The organism is Bradyrhizobium semiaridum, assembly GCF_020329505.1.
GTDB lineage: Bacteria > Pseudomonadota > Alphaproteobacteria > Rhizobiales > Xanthobacteraceae > Bradyrhizobium > Bradyrhizobium semiaridum.
In genome coordinates this window covers 102,765-122,300 of record NZ_JAGKJJ010000011.1, presented here as the reverse complement: position 1 = coordinate 122,300, position 19,536 = coordinate 102,765, and the positions used below count along the sequence as shown (strand labels likewise).

The 19,536-nt window shown below is 65.1% G+C and carries 16 protein-coding genes; 13 read left to right on the top strand and 3 right to left on the bottom strand.

The features are described from left to right. Positions 1-1,167, bottom strand: a complete 1,167-nt coding sequence (locus tag J6500_RS15655; RefSeq protein WP_225713594.1) for a tetratricopeptide repeat protein — start codon at positions 1,165-1,167, stop codon at positions 1-3. A gap of 60 nt (positions 1,168-1,227) precedes the next feature. Here J6500_RS15655 and J6500_RS15650 point away from each other — a divergent pair, with 60 nt between their 5' ends. Continuing rightward, positions 1,228-3,414 carry a CHASE2 domain-containing protein gene (locus J6500_RS15650; RefSeq protein ID WP_225713593.1) on the top strand — a complete coding sequence of 729 codons (2,187 nt, stop codon included), beginning with the start codon at positions 1,228-1,230 and terminating at the stop codon, positions 3,412-3,414. 99 nt (positions 3,415-3,513) lie between these two features. On the opposite strand, the gene J6500_RS15645 is transcribed toward J6500_RS15650, so the two are convergent. Continuing rightward, a complete protein-coding gene (locus tag J6500_RS15645) occupies positions 3,514-5,121 on the bottom strand; it encodes an ABC transporter substrate-binding protein (protein ID WP_225713592.1) in 1,608 nt (535 codons plus the stop codon). 248 nt (positions 5,122-5,369) lie between these two features. Between J6500_RS15645 and J6500_RS15640 the strand changes: the two genes are divergently transcribed. The 9 genes from J6500_RS15640 (at position 5,370) to J6500_RS15600 (ending at position 16,060) form a co-directional block, all read left to right on the top strand. Next, a complete protein-coding gene (locus J6500_RS15640; RefSeq protein ID WP_225713632.1) occupies positions 5,370-6,992 on the top strand; it encodes an ABC transporter substrate-binding protein in 1,623 nt (540 codons plus the stop codon). A 199-nt stretch (positions 6,993-7,191) separates the two neighbouring features. Then, positions 7,192-8,145, top strand: coding sequence for an ABC transporter permease (locus tag J6500_RS15635; RefSeq protein ID WP_225713591.1), 954 nt, complete (start codon positions 7,192-7,194; stop codon positions 8,143-8,145). Positions 8,146-8,157: 12 nt separating this feature from the next. Next, positions 8,158-9,036 (top strand): ABC transporter permease, encoded by an 879-nt coding sequence (locus tag J6500_RS15630; protein ID WP_376707811.1) that lies wholly within the window; start codon positions 8,158-8,160, stop codon positions 9,034-9,036. Between the two features lie 2 nt (positions 9,037-9,038). Beyond that, positions 9,039-10,112, top strand: a complete 1,074-nt coding sequence (locus J6500_RS15625) for an ABC transporter ATP-binding protein (protein ID WP_225713589.1) — start codon at positions 9,039-9,041, stop codon at positions 10,110-10,112. Further along, a complete protein-coding gene (locus J6500_RS15620; protein ID WP_225713588.1) occupies positions 10,109-10,306 on the top strand; it encodes a hypothetical protein in 198 nt (65 codons plus the stop codon). The genes J6500_RS15625 and J6500_RS15620 overlap by 4 nt, the downstream gene beginning before the upstream one ends. After that, positions 10,303-11,715 (top strand): amidase, encoded by a 1,413-nt coding sequence (locus J6500_RS15615; protein WP_225713587.1) that lies wholly within the window; start codon positions 10,303-10,305, stop codon positions 11,713-11,715. The genes J6500_RS15620 and J6500_RS15615 overlap by 4 nt, the downstream gene beginning before the upstream one ends. Beyond that, on the top strand, positions 11,712-12,689 hold the full coding sequence (locus J6500_RS15610; RefSeq protein ID WP_225713586.1) for an ABC transporter ATP-binding protein: 978 nt from the start codon (positions 11,712-11,714) through the stop codon (positions 12,687-12,689). The genes J6500_RS15615 and J6500_RS15610 overlap by 4 nt, the downstream gene beginning before the upstream one ends. 312 nt (positions 12,690-13,001) lie before the next feature. Next, positions 13,002-14,753, top strand: a complete 1,752-nt coding sequence (locus J6500_RS15605) for a type I secretion system permease/ATPase (protein ID WP_225713585.1) — start codon at positions 13,002-13,004, stop codon at positions 14,751-14,753. Next, positions 14,750-16,060: an HlyD family type I secretion periplasmic adaptor subunit gene (locus tag J6500_RS15600; RefSeq protein ID WP_225713584.1), complete on the top strand. Its 1,311-nt coding sequence runs from the start codon at positions 14,750-14,752 to the stop codon at positions 16,058-16,060. The genes J6500_RS15605 and J6500_RS15600 overlap by 4 nt, the downstream gene beginning before the upstream one ends. A gap of 154 nt (positions 16,061-16,214) precedes the next feature. On the opposite strand, the gene J6500_RS15595 is transcribed toward J6500_RS15600, so the two are convergent. Further along, positions 16,215-16,697, bottom strand: coding sequence for a CinA family protein (locus tag J6500_RS15595; protein WP_225713583.1), 483 nt, complete (start codon positions 16,695-16,697; stop codon positions 16,215-16,217). Positions 16,698-16,872: 175 nt separating this feature from the next. Here J6500_RS15595 and J6500_RS15590 point away from each other — a divergent pair, with 175 nt between their 5' ends. The 3 genes from J6500_RS15590 to J6500_RS15580 are packed head-to-tail and all read left to right on the top strand — an operon-like array spanning position 16,873 to position 19,469. Continuing rightward, the gene (locus J6500_RS15590) at positions 16,873-17,949 is read left to right on the top strand and encodes an amidohydrolase family protein (RefSeq protein ID WP_225713582.1); all 1,077 of its coding nucleotides are present in this window, start codon (positions 16,873-16,875) and stop codon (positions 17,947-17,949) included. After that, positions 17,946-19,055, top strand: a complete 1,110-nt coding sequence (locus J6500_RS15585) for an amidohydrolase family protein (protein ID WP_225713581.1) — start codon at positions 17,946-17,948, stop codon at positions 19,053-19,055. Before J6500_RS15590 ends, J6500_RS15585 begins: the two co-directional genes overlap by 4 nt. Continuing rightward, positions 19,056-19,469, top strand: a complete 414-nt coding sequence (locus J6500_RS15580; RefSeq protein ID WP_211987812.1) for a Rieske (2Fe-2S) protein — start codon at positions 19,056-19,058, stop codon at positions 19,467-19,469. Positions 19,470-19,536: the final 67 nt, after the last annotated feature.

Below are 19,536 nucleotides of genomic sequence, written 5' to 3'. Positions count from 1 at the left end.
TCAGGGCAGCCGAGGGATGCCAAGCCGGTCGACCTCGGCGAGCACCGCGGCGAGGTTTTGATGGCCGGCGCCGAAGTGCCCCTTGCGCTCGGCAAGCGGCCGCGTGTGCACGCCCTCTAGCCGGTAATGTCTGTCGTGGACGAGGCAGCGGCTGCGGATCAGCGGCCACAGCATCAGGCCGAGCATGCGCTGGTCGTGGCCATACTTCGCGGTCGGGCCGGCGTGGAAGTAGCGTCGCATCAGCGCGACGATGTCGAGCCCGCAATCGGTGCGGCCGGCCCAGGTGCACCCGATCATCAGTTCGTTGTGCATGACGTGGTCGCGCACGACGTGAAACGGATAATCGCTTTCGATCCATTGCTGGACCAGGTCGGCTTCCGCCGTGGACAACCGCGCATCGCAGTCGCGCACGAGAAAGCGCCCGACGGCCGGATCGTTCATGACCAGAAAGCGCTGGAACAGCCCGACGCGAGGATACTCGTCCTCGATGTTGCGGATGTCTCCGCCGTTGTCCCGCAGGAATGCGACGCAGGCCGGCGGCACGGTGCCGTCGACATAGAACCGGCAGGTCCAGCCCGGATAGACCGTGCGGCTGAGCACAAGGTTGATCATGGCGCCGTAGGCGTAGAACGGCGCAGCTCCCCACAGCGAAAACGAGATGACGTTCGCACCCGACGGCGGGCCCTGCGGCTCCTGCAACGCGAACGGAGGCGGATTGCGGCAGGCCTCGGCATCCCGCAGGTCGAGGGTGTGCTGCCCATAACGGATCGCGTCGTCGATCTTGCCGAGATAGAAGCTGGCGACCTTCAACGTGTCCAGGACCGTGAGATCGTCGCCGTGCCGCTCCAGGTAGCGCAGCGCCTGCACGATCGTCTCGTCATAGCGCTTCAGGTTGGTCAGGGTGGCGATCCGTGCCTTTTCCAGCCGTGCATTGTCGGGCTGGCGCCGGCTCAGCTCCTCGGCGAGGGCCAGCGCCGGAAGCCAGTCGCGCTTCTGGAAGAACGCATCGAACAGCAATTCCTTTGCGACCAGATCGTCGGGGCGGCTGACGGTCATCGCGCACAATTGCACGATCGCTTGGTCGTTCTTGCCGGCCCGCAGCAGCGCGCGGACGCCGTCATAGCGACCTGCAGGCTGCGGGAGCGTTCCGCTCAGGGGGGTGGACATCGGTGCCCGTGATCCAGGGTTGGCGTCATTTCATAGACGAAGCGGCCCCGATGGTGAATAGTGGCGGCCATACATGACGGCTGCCCGGAGAGCCGGGCCTATTCTGGTGCGCCGGTCGAAGAATTGCGCGTCCGCGTTTTCGACGCCTACCAGCGCATCGATCCCCGCAAGAAGACGATCCGTCCGGTCACCATCGTCGATATCGACGAGAAGAGTCTCGCCAAGCTCGGCCAGTGGCCGTGGCCGCGGACCACCATCGCCGACATCATCATCAATCTGACCAGCCTCGGCGCGGTTGCGATCGGCTTCGACGTGGTGTTCTCGGAGCCGGACCGCCTCAACCCGGACAAGGTCGCGGGACAGATGCGCTTCATCGACGAGGTCACCCGGACGCGGCTGCGCGAGCTGCCGAGCAACGATCAGATTTTATCCGATGCGATCCGCCGCTCGCGCGTCGTGCTGGGCGAGACGGGGCTTGCGCAAGCCTGGTCGGAACTCGACGAAACCCTGCCGACGACGGGATTCGGGACGCTTGCATCGGGTCCAGGCGCCGCCGCCAGTGCAGCCGAGCCGTTCCTGTACGAGTTTGCCGGCTTGCTGCGGAATGTGCCCGTGCTGGAGCGTGCCGCGGCGGGGCGCGGCCTGTTCACGATCAAGACCGAGCGCGACGGCATCATCCGGCGGGTGCCGATGGTGATGGTGGCGCAGGGCAAGCTGATGCCATCGCTCAGCCTCGAGATCCTGCGGGTCGTCACCACCACGCCGACGGTGCTGATCAAGACGGACGAGGTCGGGGTCAAGAGCATCGCGCTGCGGGGGCTGGAGATCCCGACCGATCGCAACGGGCAGCTCTGGGTGCATTTCGCGAGCCAGGATCCGTCGATCTATGTGTCCGCCGCCGATGTGCTCGACGGCAAGGTGCCGGCCGACAAGATTGCCGGCAAGCTTGTGCTGATCGGGACCTCGGCGGTCGGATTGAACGACATCAAGGCCACGCCCGCGTCATCCAATATGCCCGGCGTGGAGATCCACGCCCAGTTGCTGGAGAGCGCGCTGACCGGCGCCGTGGTGCAGCAGCCGGGCTACGGCATCGCGCTGGAGTTCATCGGTGCGATCGTCATGGGGCTGCTGGTGATCGCGTTCGCACCGCGATTCGGCGCGGTGACGCTGGTGTTCGTCGGCGGCCTGTTCGCGTCGGTCCTGGTCGGCACGTCCTGGTTCTTCTACATCAACTACCGGCTGCTGATCGATTTCACCTATCCGCTGTTCTCGACGACGGCGATCTACCTCACGCTGATCTTCGCGAGCTTCGTGCGCGAGCAGCAGCAGCGACGGCAGATCCGCACGCAATTCGTGCGCTACATGTCGCCGGCGCTAGTCGAGCAGCTGGCGCAAGCGCCGGAGCGGCTCGTGCTCGGCGGCGAGGAGCGCGAGATGACCATCATGTTCTCTGACATGCGCGGCTTCACCTCGATCTCGGAGACCTACAAGAGTGACCCGCAGGGTCTCACCGCGCTGATGAACCGTTTCCTGACGCCGCTTTCTAACGCGATCCTCGCCCGCAAGGGCACGATCGACAAATATATGGGCGACGCCATCATGGCGTTCTGGAATGCACCGCTCGACGACAAGGAGCATCATATCAACGCCTGCGAGGCCGCGCTCGACATGCTAGAGCGGGTCGATACGCTCAACCGCGAGCGCGAGGAGGAGGCGAGGGAGGGCGGCCACGTCTACGTGCCACTCAATATCGGCGTCGGTCTCAACACCGGCACCTGCGTCGTCGGCAACATGGGCTCCGACGTGCGCTTCGACTATTCGGTGTTCGGCGACAGCGTCAACCTGGCTTCGCGGCTCGAGGGGCAGTCCAAGGAATACGGCTTCCCGATCATCGTGGGCTCGACCACCGCGCTGGCGGTGAAGGACAGGTTCGCGATCCTCGAGCTCGACTTCATCATGGTCAAGGGCAAGAAGGAGCCCGAGGTGATCTACGCGATCGCCGGCCGCGAGGACGTCGCCAATTCGGGCCGCTTCCAGCGGCTGCGCAACCTGACCATCGAAATGCTGGCCTGCTACCGCAGCCGCGATTGGCACGGCGCACTCGCCGCGATCGAGCGCGGCCGCAAGACCGACGAGGCGCAGGCGCTGCAATATCTCTACAATCTTTACGAAGCCCGCATCCGGGCGTTCCAGCAACAGCCGCCGCCGGACGATTGGAACGGCGCATTCGCGCTGCTGACGAAGTGACGCGCTCGGTCATGCGCGGGCTTGACCCGCGCATCCATCGCGAGAAGAAATTTTGCCGAGGGATGGATTGCCGGGTCAAGCCCGGCAATGACGATTGGTCTACTGCAACCCGATCTGCGTCAGATCCTGGAACCAGTGCTGCGCCTGCACGAAGGTCTTCACCTTCGGCGACAGCGCATGCGGGTTGGTATCGTGCACCACCCAGACCAGCGCGGCGTCGTCGACGATCAGCGCGTGCGCCTGCGCCAGCAGCGCATCCTGCTTGGCGGTGTCGAAGGTCTGCTTGGCCTCGTCGATCAGCGCGTCGACTTTCGGGTTCTTGTAGCCGCCCCAGTTGACGCCGACCGGCGCGACCTGGCCGGAATGAAAGAAGCGCACAATGGCGTAGAGCGGGTCCGACGTGACATAGGCGATGTTGTTGGCGGTGATGCCGGCGTTCATCTCGTCCGCCGCGCCCTTGCGCCAATGCGTGTACAAGGTCTCGAGCTCGACCACCTTGAAGTCGATGTCGATGCCGATCTCCTTGAAGCTCTGCTGCAAGAACTCGTTCATCGGCAGCGACAGCATCTGCCCGGTGCCGCCCTGGGCGATGATGAAGGTCGCCTTCAGCGGCTTCTCCTTTGAATAGCCGGCCTCCTCGACCAGCTTCCTGGCCGCCGCGACGTCGTATTTCAATTCAAAGGTGGGCTTGCCGAACCACGGGCTCGACGGATCGACCTGGCCCTTGGCGGGCTTTGCCAGCCCATTCATCAGGCCGACCACCGCGTCGCGATCGATGGCGAGGTTGAGCGCCTTGCGCAGGCGGATGTCGGTCCAGGGCGAGCCGGGCAGCACGCTCAAGTGATAATTCCAGACATGCGGCGTCACGTTGTCGACGATCTTCATGCCGGCCGCCTTGAGCTGCGGCACGGCGTCGGGCGCTGGCGTCTCGATCAGGTCGACCTGCCCGGCGAGCAGCGCATTGGTGCGGGTCAGCGCTTCCGGCATTGGGATCAGGATCATCTTGTCGACCTTCGCGAGCCGCTTCTGGTCCCAATAGTCCGGATTCCTTGTCAATTCGGCGAGCTCGCGCGGCACCAGTTTTGTCAGCTTGAACGGGCCGGTGCCGGAGGGCTGGCTCGCGAACTTGTCCCAGTCCTTGCCGAGCTTTTCATATTGCGCGGGGCTCGAGACCAGGAACCAGAGCATCTGGTACAGGAAGAAGGAGTCGACGGTCTTGGTGGTGATCTCGATGGTGAAGTCATCGATCTTGGCGTAGCTCGCGACCGAGGGCAGGCGGGTCTTGACCTGCGCGCTCTGCCGCTTGTCGAATTGCGGTGCCTTGTCGTTGAGCACCTTATCGAGATTCCAGATCACGGCATCGGCATTGAAGTCGCTGCCGTCGTGGAACTTCACGCCTTTGCGCAGGCTGAAGCGCCATTTGGTCTTGTCGTTGTCGTCGACTTTCCACTCGGTCGCGAGTCCCGGCACCAGTTTGCCCGGGCGGTCGGCGACGTCCATCTCCCAGGCGACCAGCGGATCGTAGATCGTGTAGGCGGTGAACTGATAGGCGCCGGCGCCGCGATCGGGCTGACCCGTCGTCAGCGGGATGTCAGCCATCGAGATGCCGTAGCGCACAATGGATTCAGCTCGTGCTTGCTTCGCCGGCCAGCCTGCTGTGAGGGCAAGCGCGACCGCCGCCATCAGGATCGAATTGCGCGCACGCATACAAAAGCTCCGTTGCTGGGAAGTCGGAGCCAAGCTTGCAAGCATGATGCCAGAATAGGCATCTTCGTGCCGCTCAGGCGCAAGGTGGGAAGAATTGACGCGCCCTGCGGTTATTTGGTGACTAACTATTCCCCTTGGCACACGCATTGCATACGCTTGCCCAAGAAATAGTCACCAGAACAATCGCCCAAACCGGGTCACAAGAAGGGGTTGCTCAGATGCGTAACAGGAAGACCAATGCGACAGCGATGATGCTGGCGTTTGCGCTGGCCACGGCAATGCCGGCGATCGCCAGCGCCGAGACCGTGCTGCGTATTGGCATGACGGCTGCAGACATTCCGCGCACGCTCGGCCAGCCAGACCAGGGCTTTGAAGGCAACCGTTTCACCGGCCTCACGATGTACGACGCGCTGACGATGTGGGACCTCTCGTCAGCCGACAAGGCCAGCGCGATGATCCCGGGCCTCGCCACTGAGTGGAAGGTCGACGACGCCGACAAAACCAAATGGGTGTTCAAGCTGCGCTCCGGCGTCACCTTTCATGACGGCTCGCCGTTCAACGCCGACGCCGTGGTCTGGAACGTCGAGAAGGTGCTGAAGCAGGATGCGCCGCAGTTCGATCCGAGCCAGGTCGGCGTCACCGCCTCGCGCATGCCGACATTGGTCTCAGCGCGCAAGATCGACGACATGACGGTCGAGCTGACCACCAAGGAGCCGGACAGCTTCCTGCCGATCAACCTCACCAATCTGTTCATGGCGAGCCCGGCCAAGTGGCAGCAATTCTACGACAAGGCCGAGGGCGCCGATGCCAAGGCGAAGTCGCAGGCCGCCTGGGCCGCGTTCGCCAAGGACGCTTCGGGCACCGGCCCCTGGAAGATGTCGAGCTTCACCCCGCGCGAGCGGCTTGAGCTGGTGAAGAACGACAAGTACTGGGACAAGGCGCGGGTGCCGAAGACCGACAAGATGGTGCTGCTGCCGATGCCGGAAGCCAACGCGCGCACCGCGGCACTGCTGTCGGGGCAGGTCAACTGGGTCGAGGCGCCGGCGCCGGACGCGCTGCCCGAGATCAAACAGCGCGGCTTCGTGCTGTATTCGAACGAGGAGCCGCATGTCTGGCCCTGGCAGTTCTCCCGCGTCGAGGGCTCGCCGTGGAATGACATCCGCGTCCGCAAGGCGGCCAATCTCTGCATCGATCGCGAAGGCCTGCGCGATGGACTGCTCGCGGGGCTGATGGTGCCGGCGACCGGCACGTTCGAGCCCGGTCATCCCTGGCGCGGCAGCCCGACTTTCCAGATCAAGTATGACAAGCCGGCCGCGCAGAAGCTGATGCAGGAGGCGGGCTTCGGTCCGAGCAAGAAGCTGATGGTCAAGATCCAGACCTCGGCGTCGGGTTCCGGCCAGATGCTGCCACTGCCGATGAACGAGTACCTGCAACAGGCTTTGGCCGAGTGCTACTTCGATGTGCAGCTCGACGTTATCGAGTGGAATACGCTGTTCACCAACTGGCGGCGCGGCGCCAAGGACCCGACGGCCAACGGCTCGAACGCGATCAACGTCACCTATGCGGCGATGGATCCATTCTTCGCGCTGGTGCGCTTCCTGCAGTCGGGCATGGCGCCGCCGGTCTCCAACAATTGGGGCTTCAACAACAACCCGAAATTCGACGAGTTGGTGAAGAAAGCGCGCCAGACCTTCGAGCCGGCGGCCCGCGACGCGGCGCTCGCCGAACTGCATGCGGCCTCGGTCGACGACGCGGCGTTCCTCTACGTCGCCCACGATGTCGCCCCGCGCGCGATGAGCCCGAAGATCAAGGGCTTCGTGCAGCCGAAGAGCTGGTTCGTCGACTTCTCGCCGGTCACGGTCGCACCGTGAGAAGCTAGCCAGGTGACCGGTGCACCCTCTCCCCTTGTGGGAGAGGGTGGCTTCGCGAAGCGAAGCCGAGTGAGGGGTTGTCTCCGCGGATGCCCCTCGCACCGACGATGTGAATTGCATCCGCGGATAGATACCCTCATCCGGCGCGCTAAAGCGCGCCACCTTCTCCCACAAGGGGAGAAGGAAGAAAGAGTGCAACGTGTTCGCCTACACTGCCAGACGGATCGTCTACGTCATTCCGATCGTGCTCAGCGTGGCGCTGGTGTGCTTCCTCCTGGTGCACATCACGCCCGGCGATCCCTTGGTCGCGGTGCTGCCGGCCGACGCCTCGCAGGAACTTGCCGCGCAGCTGCGCACGGCCTACGGCTTCGATCGCCCGCTGCCGGTGCAGTTCGGACTGTGGCTGTGGCGCGCGCTGCACGGCGACCTCGGCAGTTCGATTGCGACCGGGCGTCCGGTGCTCTCCGAGGTGATGCGCGCGGTCGGCAACACCGTGATGCTGGCCGTTGCGGCGGCAATGATCGGCTTCACGCTCGGCCTGCTGTTCGGCCTGATCGCCGGCTATTTCCGTGACACCTGGGTCGATAAGGTCGCGACATCGGTTGCCATCGCCGGCGTCTCGCTGCCGCATTACTGGCTCGGCATGGTGCTGGTCATCATCTTCTCGGTGCAGCTCAACTGGCTGCCCGCGGTCGGCGCCGGGCCCGGCGGCTCCGGCGCCTGGGCGTGGGACTGGGAGCATCTGCGCTATCTGGTGCTGCCGGCGATCACCACGTCGGTGATCCCGATGGGCATCGTCACCCGCACCGTCCGTGCGTTGACCGGCGATATCCTGAGCCAGGATTTTGTCGAGGCGCTGCGCGCGAAGGGCCTGCGCGAGACCGAGGTGTTCCGCCACGTCGTCAAGAATGCCGCGCCGACCGCGCTCGCGGTGATGGGACTGCAGTTGGGATACATGCTCGGCGGCTCGATCCTGATCGAGACGGTGTTCTCGTGGCCCGGCTCGGGCCTGCTGCTCAATTCGGCGATCTTCCAGCGCGATCTGCCGCTGCTGCAGGGTACGATCCTGGTTCTGGCGCTGTTCTTCGTGCTGCTCAACCTCCTGGTCGATATCGCGCAGGCCGCGATCGATCCGCGCATCAAGCGGAGCTGACCAATGAGTATCATGACAGACGCTGCCTTGCAGGCCGCACCGACGACGAAAGCGCGCGGCTACTGGTCCACCGTCGCGCGCCGCATCACGCGCGACAAGGTCAGCATGGCTTGTGCCTTCATCCTGGTGCTGATCTTCGCCTCGGCGCTGCTGGCGCCGTGGCTGCACCTTGCCGATCCCTATCAGGGCTCGATGATCCGCCGCCTCCGCCATATCGGCGCGCCGGGCTATCCGCTCGGCACCGACGAGCTTGGCCGCGACATGCTGGCGCGGCTGATTTATGGCGGCCGGCTGTCGCTGATCGTTGGCATCCTGCCCGTCATCCTCGCCTTCGTGATCGGCACCTCGCTCGGCCTTGTCGCCGGCTATGTCGGCGGCAAGCTCAACACCGCGATCATGCGCACGGTCGACGTGTTCTACGCCTTCCCCTCGGTGCTGCTGGCGATCGCGATCTCCGGCGCGCTGGGCGCCGGCATCGTCAACTCGATCGTGTCGCTGACCATTGTGTTCGTGCCGCAGATCACCCGCGTCGCCGAGAGCGTGACGACGGGCGTGCGCAACATGGATTTCGTCGAGGCGGCGCGCGCCTCCGGCGCCGGTCCCTTCACCATCATGCGCGTACACATGCTCGGCAATGTGCTCGGCCCGATCTTCGTCTACGCCACCGGTCTGATCTCGGTCTCCATGATCCTGGCCGCCGGTCTGTCCTTTCTTGGCCTCGGCACCAAGCCGCCGGAGCCGGAATGGGGCTTGATGCTGAACACGCTGCGCACCGCGATCTACGTCAACCCGTGGGTAGCCGCGCTGCCGGGCGCGATGATCTTTGCGGTCTCAATTTGCTTCAACCTCTTGAGCGACGGCATGCGCAGCGCCATGGACATCAGGAACTAGTTATGAGCGACGCCAATCTCGCAGCCGACATGCTGGAGCCGGTCGCCGACATCGGCGGAGCGGCGCAGCCGCTGTTGCAGGTCAGGGGACTCACGAAACATTTCCCGGTCCGCGGCGGGCTGTTCAGTCCGCGCAAGACGGTGCGTGCCGTCGATGACGTCTCGTTCGCGGTGATGAAGGGTGAGACCGTCGGCATCGTCGGCGAATCCGGCTGCGGCAAATCGACCACCGCGCGGCTGTTGATGCATCTGATGGCGCGCGATGCCGGCGACATCATCTATGACGGCATGCAGGTCGGCCCGTCGCTCTCGCTGCGCGAGCTCAGGCGCGGCATGCAGATGGTGTTCCAGGACAGCTATGCCTCGCTCAATCCCCGCCTGACCATCGAAGAATCCATCGCGTTCGGGCCCAAGGTCCATGGCATGGCCGACGCTGCCGCGCGCTCGCTGGCGCGCGAGCTGCTCGGCAAGGTGGGCCTCCGGCCGGAAACCTTCGCCAATCGCTATCCCCACGAGATTTCCGGCGGCCAGCGCCAGCGCGTCAACATCGCCCGCGCGCTGGCGCTGTCGCCGCGGCTGGTGATCCTCGACGAAGCGGTCTCCGCGCTCGACAAATCGGTCGAGGCGCAGGTGCTCAATTTGCTCGCCGATCTCAAGCGCGAGTTCGGACTGACCTATCTCTTCATCAGCCACGATCTCAACGTCGTCCGCTACATCTCCGACCGCGTGCTGGTGATGTATCTCGGCGAGGTCGTCGAGCTCGGGCCGGTCGATGCGGTCTGGGACGCGCCGGCGCATCCCTATACCCGCGCGCTGCTGGCGGCGATGCCGTCATCCGATCCTGACAGCCGCACCGAGGTGCCGCCGATCTCGGGCGATCCGCCCAATCCGATCGATCCGCCCTCCGGCTGCCGGTTTCACACCCGTTGTCCGTTCGCGGAGCCGCTCTGCGCAAACGACACGCCAAAGCTCGGCGATCTCGATACTATGGGCCATCAGGCGGCGTGCTACATGGCCATTCCAGGCTCGGGGCACAGCCGCGCGCCGGCAGAAGCAAAAGGAGAAAACGCGGCATGACCAGACCCACGCCCAAGGACGTCAAGGTGATCGCGCACGTCGCCGACGTGCCCGCCGATGACGAGGTCGCCAACCGCATCGCCAATTCGATCGGGCCGGCATTCGACGGGTTCGCGCCGATCTCCGGTACGCTGCCGTTCGACCTCGAACCCGCGAGCTTTGTGCTGGCGCAGATCGCAAAGGTGTCGAAATGAGCACCGAACCTGCTTTGATGACGCTGACCGCGGTCGCAAAGGCGATTGCCGAGAAGAAAGTCTCCTCGCATGAGGTGACGCGTGCCGTGCTGCATCGCGTTGCGCAGTGGCAGCCGCGGCTCAACGCCTATATGGCAATCGAGTCCGAACAGGCGCTCGCCGCCGCCAGCGAGGCCGATGCCGAATTCGCCAAGGGAAACAGCCGTGGCGTGCTCCACGGTGTGCCGATGGCGCACAAGGACATGTATTACGACGCCGGCAAGGTCGTGACCTGCGGCTCGCTGATCCGCCGCGACTTCGTGCCGAAGACCACGTCAACTGCGCTGCAGCGGCTCAAGGATGCCGGACAGGTCCGGCTCGGTTCGCTGCAGATGGTCGAGTTCGCCTATGGGCCGACCGGCCACAACGTGCACTACGGCGCGGTGCGCAATCCCTGGAACACCGATCACATCACCGGCGGCTCGTCATCAGGCTCGGGCTCGGCGGTCGCTGCACGCCTGACCTTTGCGGCGCTCGGCTCAGACACTGGCGGGTCGGTGCGGATGCCCGCGCATTTCTGCGGCGTCACCGGGCTGAAGACGACGGTCGGCCGCGTCAGCCGCGCCGGCGCGATGCCGCTGTCGCAATCGCTCGACACCGTCGGCCCGCTGGCGCAGACCGCCGAGGATTGCGCGCTGCTGCTCGGTCTGATGGCCGGTGCGGATCCGGAAGACCCGACAGCCTCCACGCTGCCGGTGCCGGACTACATGGCCGCGACTAGGGAATCGCTGAACGGTCTCAAGATCGGCGTGCCAACCGCGTTCTACGTCGACGATCTCGATCCCGAGGTCGCGCGCTGCCTCGACGAGACCGTTGCGACGTTGAAGAAGGAGGGCGCCGAGATTGTCAAGGTCGAGCTGCCGGATCAGCGCCAGCTCAGCTCCGCGTCGCAACTGGTGCTCGCGGTCGAAGCCGCCGCCTTCCACAAGCGCTGGATGATCGAGCGTCCGCAGGATTACGGCGCGCAGGTGCTGATGCGGCTGCAGAACGGGCTCGCCATCCCGGCGGTCACCTATCTCGAGGCGATGCGCTGGCGCGGCCCGGCGCTCGCCGCGCACAACGCGGCGGTGGGCGGTGTCGATGCCGTGATTGCCCCGTCGGCTCCGGTCCCGGCGCCGACCATCGCCGAGAGCGATGTCGGCAATGGTCCGGGCGCTGAGGCGGTGATCCAGCGGCTGACCCGGTTTACTCGGCCAGTGAACTACCTCGGCCTGCCGTCGCTCTCGATCCCATCGGGCTTCACCAAGGCGGGCCTGCCGGTCGGCATGCAGCTGATCGGCCGCTCCTTTGAGGAGGCCGTGCTGCTGCGGATCGGTGCCGCCTTCCAGCGCGCGACCGACTTCCACGCCAGGTTGCCAAAGCTCGCATGACCAACCTCGTCGAGATCAACAACCTCAACATCCGCTTCACCGGCGATCGCACGGTCCATGCCGTGAACGATCTCAGCCTGTCGCTCGGCGAGGGCGAGGTGTTGGGGCTGCTCGGCGAGTCCGGTTCCGGCAAGAGCGTGACGCTGCGGGCCCTGATGCGGCTGCTGCCGAAGAAGCGGACGCAGATCTCCGGCAGCGTCAAGGTGCTGGGCCAGGAGGTGTTGGCAATGGATGATGAGGCGCTGTCCGCGTTTCGCGGCCAGACCGTCTCGATGATCTTCCAGGAGCCGGCGCTGGCGCTCGACCCGGTCTACACCATCGGCCGGCAGATCGCGGAAACCGTGATGCGCCACGAGGGCAAGAGCGAGCGCGAGGCCACCGCCCGCGCGCTCGAGATGCTCGAGGTGGTTCGAATCCCGTCTGCCAAACGTCGGCTCGATTCCTATCCGCACGAGATGTCCGGCGGCATGCGCCAGCGCGCCATGATCGCGCTGGCGCTGGCCTGCAAGCCCAAGATCCTGCTGGCGGACGAGCCGACCACCGCGCTCGACGCCACGGTGCAGATCCAGATCCTACTGCTGCTACGCGAGCTGCAGCGCGAGTTCGGCATGTCCGTCATCTTCGTGACCCATGACATCGGCGTCGCCATCGAGATCTGCGACCGGGTCGCGGTGATGTATGCGGGGCAGATCGTGGAGCAGGGGGCCCTGCGCGACATCGTGCGAACGCCGGTTCATCCCTATGCCAGGGGCCTGCTGGCCTCGACCGTTCATGGCGCCAAGCGTGGCCAGCGGCTGGAGACGATTCCGGGCACGCCCCCTTCGCTCGCCCACGCCCCGGCCAGCTGTTCATTTGCGCCGCGCTGTGGCCTTGCCCAGCCCCGCTGCAGTGAGGAGCTGCCGCCCAATGTGCCGATCGCGCCGGGCCATACTGCCCGCTGCATCCTTGCCCAACCTGTGGTTGTAGTTCCCTGAAGGGGCCGGAACCTGCGTGACGCGCGGCTTTAGAGTTCCAGGCGCCTAGATGTTGCGTCGAATCCGGGGTTTCCCGGATGGTTGCGGCGCGAGTTCGGCGATAATAATGTCCATCGCGCGCCGCCTTCCCGAACATTGCCCGCTTCACGGCCCGGTTCGGCGGCAAACTGGCCATTATTATTCCGTCAACTCTCTGTGCCATCACGAAAAGAGAGCGCAAACCTTCTCCGGGTTAACGCGACTTAAATGGACGATGGCCACAAACCCCGCTACAACCAGGGCATTACGTAAGCCCTTTTGCAGAGAAATTTAATGGCAGCCGCACCCGTTGTCCGGCGTTCCGAACTGAGTGACGCGTTGCGTGCATGCCGCAGTGCTTTCATTGGCGTCGGTCTCATGAGTTGCATGATCAACCTGTTGTACCTGACAGGTTCGATGTTCATGCTGCAGGTCTATGACCGGGTGCTGCCGAGTCGCAGCGTCCCGACCCTGGTCGGCCTCGTCGTCATCGCCGCCGGTCTCTACATCGCGCAGGGCTTCCTCGACCTGCTGCGCGGACGAATCCTCGGCCGCATCGGAACCTCGCTCGACGAAGCGCTCAATGCGCGGGTGTTCGACACCATCGTCCGCCTGCCGCTGATGGCCGGCAACCGCAGCGAGGGCCTGCAGCCGCTGCGCGACCTCGACAATGTGCGCTCGTTCCTCGGCAGCATGGGCCCCGGCGCGTTCTTCGACCTGCCCTGGCTGCCGTTCTACATGGCGATCTGCTTCGCGTTCCATTGGCTGCTCGGCGTCACCGCGCTGGTCGGCGCCATCATTCTGATCACGCTGACGCTGATCACCGAATACATGTCGCGCTCGCCGGCCAAGGAAGCGATGACGCTCGCGGCGCGGCGCAACGATCTGGCCGCTTCCAGCCGCCGCAATGCCGAGGTGCTGGTGGCGATGGGCATGGCCGGGCGCATGAACAAGCGCTGGAATGATGCCAACGAGGAATATCTCGCCGGCAACCAGCACGCGAGCGACGTCAGCGGCGGCCTCGGCGCCGTCGCCAAGGTGCTGCGCATGATGCTGCAGTCCGCCGTGCTGGCGGTCGGCGCATGGCTCGTGATCAACCAGGAGGCGACCGGCGGCATCATCATCGCCGGCTCGATCTTGAGCGCACGGGCGCTGGCGCCGGTTGATCTGGCGATCGCGCATTGGAAGGGGTTCGTTGCGGCACGGCAGAGCTGGGCGCGCCTCAACCGCCTGCTGCAGCAGATGCCGGCCCGCGCCGCGCAGACGCTGTTGCAGGCGCCGGAGAAGAAACTGTCGGTCGAGGCCGTGACGATGGTCGCGCCGGGCGACCAGCGCATCATCGTGCAGGACGTCACCTTCGCGGTCGAAGCCGGCACCGGCGTCGGCGTGATTGGCCCGAGCGGATCCGGCAAGTCGTCGCTGATCCGGGCGCTGGTCGGTGTCTGGAATCCGGTTCGCGGCAAGGTGCGGCTCGACGGCGCGGCGCTCGACCAGTGGTCGTCGGACGTGCTCGGGCGCTATATCGGCTACCTGCCGCAGGACGTCGAATTGTTCGGCGGCACCGTCGCGCAGAACATATCCCGCTTCGATCCCGAGGCAAAGTCCGACGCCATCATCGCCGCGGCCAAGGAAGCCGGGGTGCACGAGATGATCATCAAGATGCGCGAGGGCTACGACACCCAGGTCGGCGAGCAGGGCACCGCGCTTTCCGCCGGCCAGGCACAGCGCGTCGCGCTGGCCCGCGCGCTCTACGGCAATCCGTTCCTGATCGTGCTGGACGAGCCGAACTCCAACCTCGACAGCGAGGGCGATGAGGCGCTGACCCGCGCGGTGCGCAGCGCCCGCGAGCGCGGCGCCATCGTCATCGTGGTCGCGCACCGGCCGATCGGCATCGAGGGTGTCGATCAGCTGCTGGTGCTGAAGGACGGCCGCATGCAGACTTTCGGGCCGAAGGAGACCGTGCTCGCGCAGGTGCTGCAGCGGGTTGCGCCGCCGACGCCTACACCGATCAAGATCGTCGCCGATGCCGGGGCAGCCAAGTCATGACCGATCAGCCGCGCGATGCGCATTACTCGATCCGAAAGCATCTGATTGTCGGTCTTGCCGTGGTCCTGGTCCTCGGCGGCGGCGTCGGCGGCTGGGCCGCTACGGTGCCGATTTCGGGCGCGCTGATCGCGCCGGGCTCGGTGGTGGTCGATTCCAACGTCAAGAAGGTGCAGCATCCGACCGGCGGCGTGGTCGGCGAGGTCCGGGTGCGCGACGGTGACGTGGTCAAGGCGGGCGATATCGTGGTGCGGCTCGACGAGACCGTCGTGAAGGCGAGCCTGGCGATCGTGGTCAAGACGCTGAACGGCCTCTATGCGCGCCAGGCCCGGCTTGAGGCCGAGCAGCAGGGCCGCGACACGATCGCGTTTCCGAGGCAGTTGACCGATCAGGCCAACGATCCCGATGTCCGGGACATCATGACCAACGAAGCCAAGCTGTTCGAGGTTCGCGTCAACGGCCGCACCGGCCAGAAGGCGCAGCTGCGCGAGCGCGTTACCCAGCTCAACGAGGAAATCTCGGGACTGCAGGCGCAGGAAAAGGCCAAGGACAAGGAGATCGAGCTGGTGAAAACCGAGCTGGTCGGCGTTCGCCAGCTCTATGAGCAGCATCTGGTGCAGATCACCCGCCTGACCACGCTGGAGCGCGACGCCGCGCGGCTGTCGGGCGAACGCGCGCAGTACATCGCCTCGCGCGCGCAGGCCAAGGGCAAGATCACCGAGACCGAGTTGCAGATCATCCAGGTCGACAAGGACATGCTCTCCGAGGTGTCGAAGGATCTGCGCGAGACCAACGACAAGATCGGCGAGTTCGTCGAGCGTAAGGTCACCGCCGAGGACCAGCTCCGCCGCATCGACATCCGCGCGCCGCAGGATGGCGTGGTGCTGCAATCGACCGTGCACACGGTCGGCGGCGTCATCACCGCCGGCGATGCCATCATGATGATCGTGCCGAAGGCCGACGATCTCTCGGTCGAGGCCAAGGTCAATCCGGCGGACATCGACAAGCTGCAGGTCGGGCAGAAGACCGTGCTGCGGCTCTCCGCATTCAACCAGCGCACCACGCCGGAGCTGAACGGCATCGTCACCCGCGTTTCCGCCGACGTCACCACCGACCAGCGCACCGGGCAGAGCTACTACACTATCCGCGTCTCGATGCCGCCCGAAGAGGTCGCGCGGCTCGGCAGCGAGGTGAAGATCATCCCGGGCATGCCCGTGGAAGCCTTCGTCCAGACCGGCGACCGCACCATGATGTCCTACCTGATGAAGCCGCTCAGCGACCAGTTCATGCGCTCCTTCCGCGAGAAGTGAAGCTGGCGAGATCTCCCTCCAGCGACGTCCCGGCGAAGGCCGGGACCCATTACCACCGAGGGTCATTATTGCGCGACGCTGGCGCCACAGCCCACTTCAACGATTGAAGCCTGTGGTTATGGGTCCCGGCCTTCGCCGGGACGACGCCGTGGAACTACCGCGCCAGGTTCTTCAGCAGCAATTCCAGCGCCGCCGTTGCAAACGCCTGCATGTTCGCTGCGCGGTCATTGCTGCCGGTTTCCAGCGTGATCACCTCGTGCTGCGGGCCGGCGACCGCCATGCAGCTGTGGCCGGCGGCGTCGCCGTAGCGATTGCCGGTCGGTCCGCTGGCGCCGGTTTCCGACAGGCCCCAATCGGTCGAGAGGCGTCCGCGGATCTGACGCGCCAGCAGCTGCGCGTAGGGCTCGGATGCCGAGCGGATGCCCTTCATTGCGTCATCTGGAATATCCATCAGCGCGCGCCGCGCGTCGCGGGTGTAGATCACGCCGCCGCCGAGGAAGTAGGCCGATGCGCCGGGCACAGCGAGCAGCGATGCGGAGATCAGGCCGCCGGTCGAGGATTCCGCGACGGCGATGGTCTGCTTGTTCGCGATCAGCTTCGCGGCAGCCTGTTGGGCGATGGAGGTGAGCGCGTTCATCGGTGGCCTTTCTTGTTGTTTGCCATGAAAATTCCTTGGGGCGTTCTGCTGTCCTAGCACACCACACGGACCGCTGCCGAGTTGCGGGCCGGCTGAGGGCCTGCTTGAATGAGATTCAACAACGAAGCGGCGCGCCGCGTGATCTGGCGCGAATGCGTGTCGAAGAGGAAACACCATGACGTCGCCGATTGCCGGCGGCGTGGATTGCGACCTGCATCCCGCCGTGCCTCATCTCACCAGTCTGCTGCCCTACATGAACGACTACTGGCGCGACCAGGTGACGACGCGCGGCATGACCGATCTGATCTCGCAATCCTATCCGGTCAATTCGCCGATCTCCTCGCGTCCCGACTGGAGGCCCGTTAAAGGCAAGCCTGGTTCCGACATCGCCGATCTGCAGCGCCAGGCCCTCGACAGGTTCGGCACCGCGTATGGCATCTGCAATCCGCTCTACGGCGTGCAGATGGTGTTCTCCGAGGACATGGCGAATGCCTTCTGCCGCGCGCTGAACGACTGGCTGGCGAAGGAATGGCTGGACAAGGACGAGCGCCTGCGCGGCTCGATCGTGATCCCCGTGCAGAGCATCGAGAAGGCGGTCGCCGAGATCGAGCGCTGCGCCGCCGACAAGCGCTTCGTGCAGGTCCTGATGCTGGTGATGGGCGACATGCCGCTCGGCAAGCGCCACTACTGGCCGATCTATGCTGCCGCCGAACGTTTCGGCCTGCCGATCGGCATCCACGCCGGCAGCGCCTATCACAATCCGCCGACCTCGGTCGGCTGGGGCTCCTATCACATCGAGGACTATGTTGCGCAGGCGCAGGCGTTCCAGACCCAGCTTACCAGCCTGATCGTCGAGGGCGTGTTCGCGCGGCATCCGAACCTGAAAATGGTGATGCTGGAGAGCGGCTTCACTTGGCTGCCGCCGTTCCTGTGGCGGCTGCACAAGTTCTGGCGCGGCGTGCGGATGGAAACGCCTTGGGTCGACCGCGCGCCGCTGGAGATTGTGCGCAGCAACATCCGCTTCTCGCTGCAGCCGGTCGACGCGCCGCCGGAATCCGACACGCTGAACCGCCTGTTCGACCATATGCAGTCGGACGAATTGATCCTATTCTCGACCGACTATCCGCACTGGCAGTTCGATGGTGACGAGGTGCTGCCGAAGGGATTGTCGCCCGATCTCGTCCGCAAGATCATGATCGACAATCCGCATGCGACCTATCCGCGCTTGACAGTGAAGGAGATGACGCCATGAACGTCCAGCTTCGCGAACGCCCGCAAGCCGCTTCATCGACGGGCATCAAGTCCGCGATTGCGGATTGCGACATCCATCCGGCCCGCGCAACGAAAGATGAATTGCATCCCTATCTGGCAAAACGCTGGCACGGCCATATCGAGACCTTCGGTGTCCATGCCTATCAGGGCATGATGGAAGGCCCGCCCTATCCGAAGGCGCAGCCCAATGCCTCCCGCCGCGATGCCTATCCGCCGGAAGGCGGGCCGCAGGGCTCCTCGCTGTCCTTCATGCAGAAGCAGCACCTCGATCCCAACAATGTCGCGCTTGGCGTGCTCAATCCGCTCAACACCGGGCAAGGCATCCGCAACCAGGACCTTGCCGCGGCGATCTGCGCGGCGATCAACGATTGGCAGATCGAGAAGTGGACCAGCAAGGATGCTAGACTGAAGGGGTCCGTCGTCGTCGCCAATGAGGACGGCGTGTCGGCCGCCGCCGAAATCCGCAAGCGCGCCGGCGACAAGAACTTCGTCCAGGTGCTGCTGCTGAGCCGCAATGTCGAGCCGCTCGGCCAGCGCCGCTACTGGCCGATCTATGAGGCGGCGCAGGAGGCCGGCCTGCCGATCGGCGTGCATGCCTTCGGCTTCGGCGGCAACCCGATCACCGCGTCGGGCTGGCCGAGCTACTACATCGAGGAGATGGTCGGCCACTCGCAGTGCCAGCAGACCGCGCTGGCCAGCCTCGTGCTCGAAGGCGTGTTCGAGCGCTTTCCGAAGCTGAAGATGGTGATGGTGGAGGCCGGCTTCGGCTGGGCGCCGTCGCTGGCCTGGCGGCTCGACAAGGTGTTTTCGAAGCTGCATGGCGAGGTGCCGCACCTCAAGCGCAAGCCGTCGGAATACATCCGCGACCACATCTGGTGGACCACGCAGCCGATGGAGGACCCGGAGAGCCGCGATCATCTGTTCCAGGTCATCGAATGGATCGGCTGGGACAAGCTGTTGTTCGCCACCGACTACCCGCATTGGGATTATGACGAGCCGTCGCGCGTGCTGCCGGCCGGCGTCAGCGACGCCAACCGCCAGGCGTTCTATCTCGACAATGCGAAACAGCTGTACGGCATCTCATAAATGGCGCGTCACGTCATCGCTCCCGTCGACGAACTGCCGCCGGGCTCGCGAAAATTCCTCGAGATCGACGGACGGCCGATTGCAGTCTTCAACGTCAAGGGCGAGTTCTTCGGCCTGCTGAACCGCTGCCCGCATCAGGGCGCGGCATTGTGCGAGGGTCCGCTGATCGGGCTCGCTTCGTCCTCCGACCCGGGCGAGATCGAGTACACAAAACTCGGCGAGATCATCCGCTGCCCTTGGCACGGCTGGGAGTTCGACATCCGCACCGGCCAGTCCTATTGCGATCCCCGCCGCTTCCGCGTCCGCGCCTATCCAGTCAATGTCGAGCCCGGCACTAATCTGGTGAAGGGCCCGTATGTGGCCGAGACCCTCAAGGTCGCGGTGGAGAGCGATTACGTGGTGGTCGACCTCTAACCGCCGCCGTCATTCCGGGGCGCCGCGAAGCGGCGAGCCCGGAATCCATTCCAACACTTTGCTCTGG

Bases quoted from the DNA above. Each gene is read 5' to 3' on its own strand.
- J6500_RS15590 (WP_225713582.1), top strand. From the start codon at position 16,873: ATGACGTCGCCGATTGCCGGCGGCGTGGATTGCGACCTGCATCCCGCC.
- J6500_RS15640 (WP_225713632.1), top strand. From the start codon at position 5,370: ATGATGCTGGCGTTTGCGCTGGCCACGGCAATGCCGGCGATCGCCAGC.
- J6500_RS15620 (WP_225713588.1), top strand. From the start codon at position 10,109: ATGACCAGACCCACGCCCAAGGACGTCAAGGTGATCGCGCACGTCGCC.
- J6500_RS15580 (WP_211987812.1), top strand. From the start codon at position 19,056: ATGGCGCGTCACGTCATCGCTCCCGTCGACGAACTGCCGCCGGGCTCG.
- J6500_RS15645 (WP_225713592.1), bottom strand. From the start codon at position 5,121: ATGCGTGCGCGCAATTCGATCCTGATGGCGGCGGTCGCGCTTGCCCTC.
- J6500_RS15605 (WP_225713585.1), top strand. From the start codon at position 13,002: ATGGCAGCCGCACCCGTTGTCCGGCGTTCCGAACTGAGTGACGCGTTG.
- J6500_RS15610 (WP_225713586.1), top strand. From the start codon at position 11,712: ATGACCAACCTCGTCGAGATCAACAACCTCAACATCCGCTTCACCGGC.
- J6500_RS15600 (WP_225713584.1), top strand. From the start codon at position 14,750: ATGACCGATCAGCCGCGCGATGCGCATTACTCGATCCGAAAGCATCTG.
- J6500_RS15585 (WP_225713581.1), top strand. From the start codon at position 17,946: ATGAACGTCCAGCTTCGCGAACGCCCGCAAGCCGCTTCATCGACGGGC.
- J6500_RS15625 (WP_225713589.1), top strand. From the start codon at position 9,039: ATGAGCGACGCCAATCTCGCAGCCGACATGCTGGAGCCGGTCGCCGAC.
- J6500_RS15595 (WP_225713583.1), bottom strand. From the start codon at position 16,697: ATGAACGCGCTCACCTCCATCGCCCAACAGGCTGCCGCGAAGCTGATC.
- J6500_RS15630 (WP_376707811.1), top strand. From the start codon at position 8,158: ATGACAGACGCTGCCTTGCAGGCCGCACCGACGACGAAAGCGCGCGGC.
- J6500_RS15615 (WP_225713587.1), top strand. From the start codon at position 10,303: ATGAGCACCGAACCTGCTTTGATGACGCTGACCGCGGTCGCAAAGGCG.
- J6500_RS15655 (WP_225713594.1), bottom strand. From the start codon at position 1,167: ATGTCCACCCCCCTGAGCGGAACGCTCCCGCAGCCTGCAGGTCGCTAT.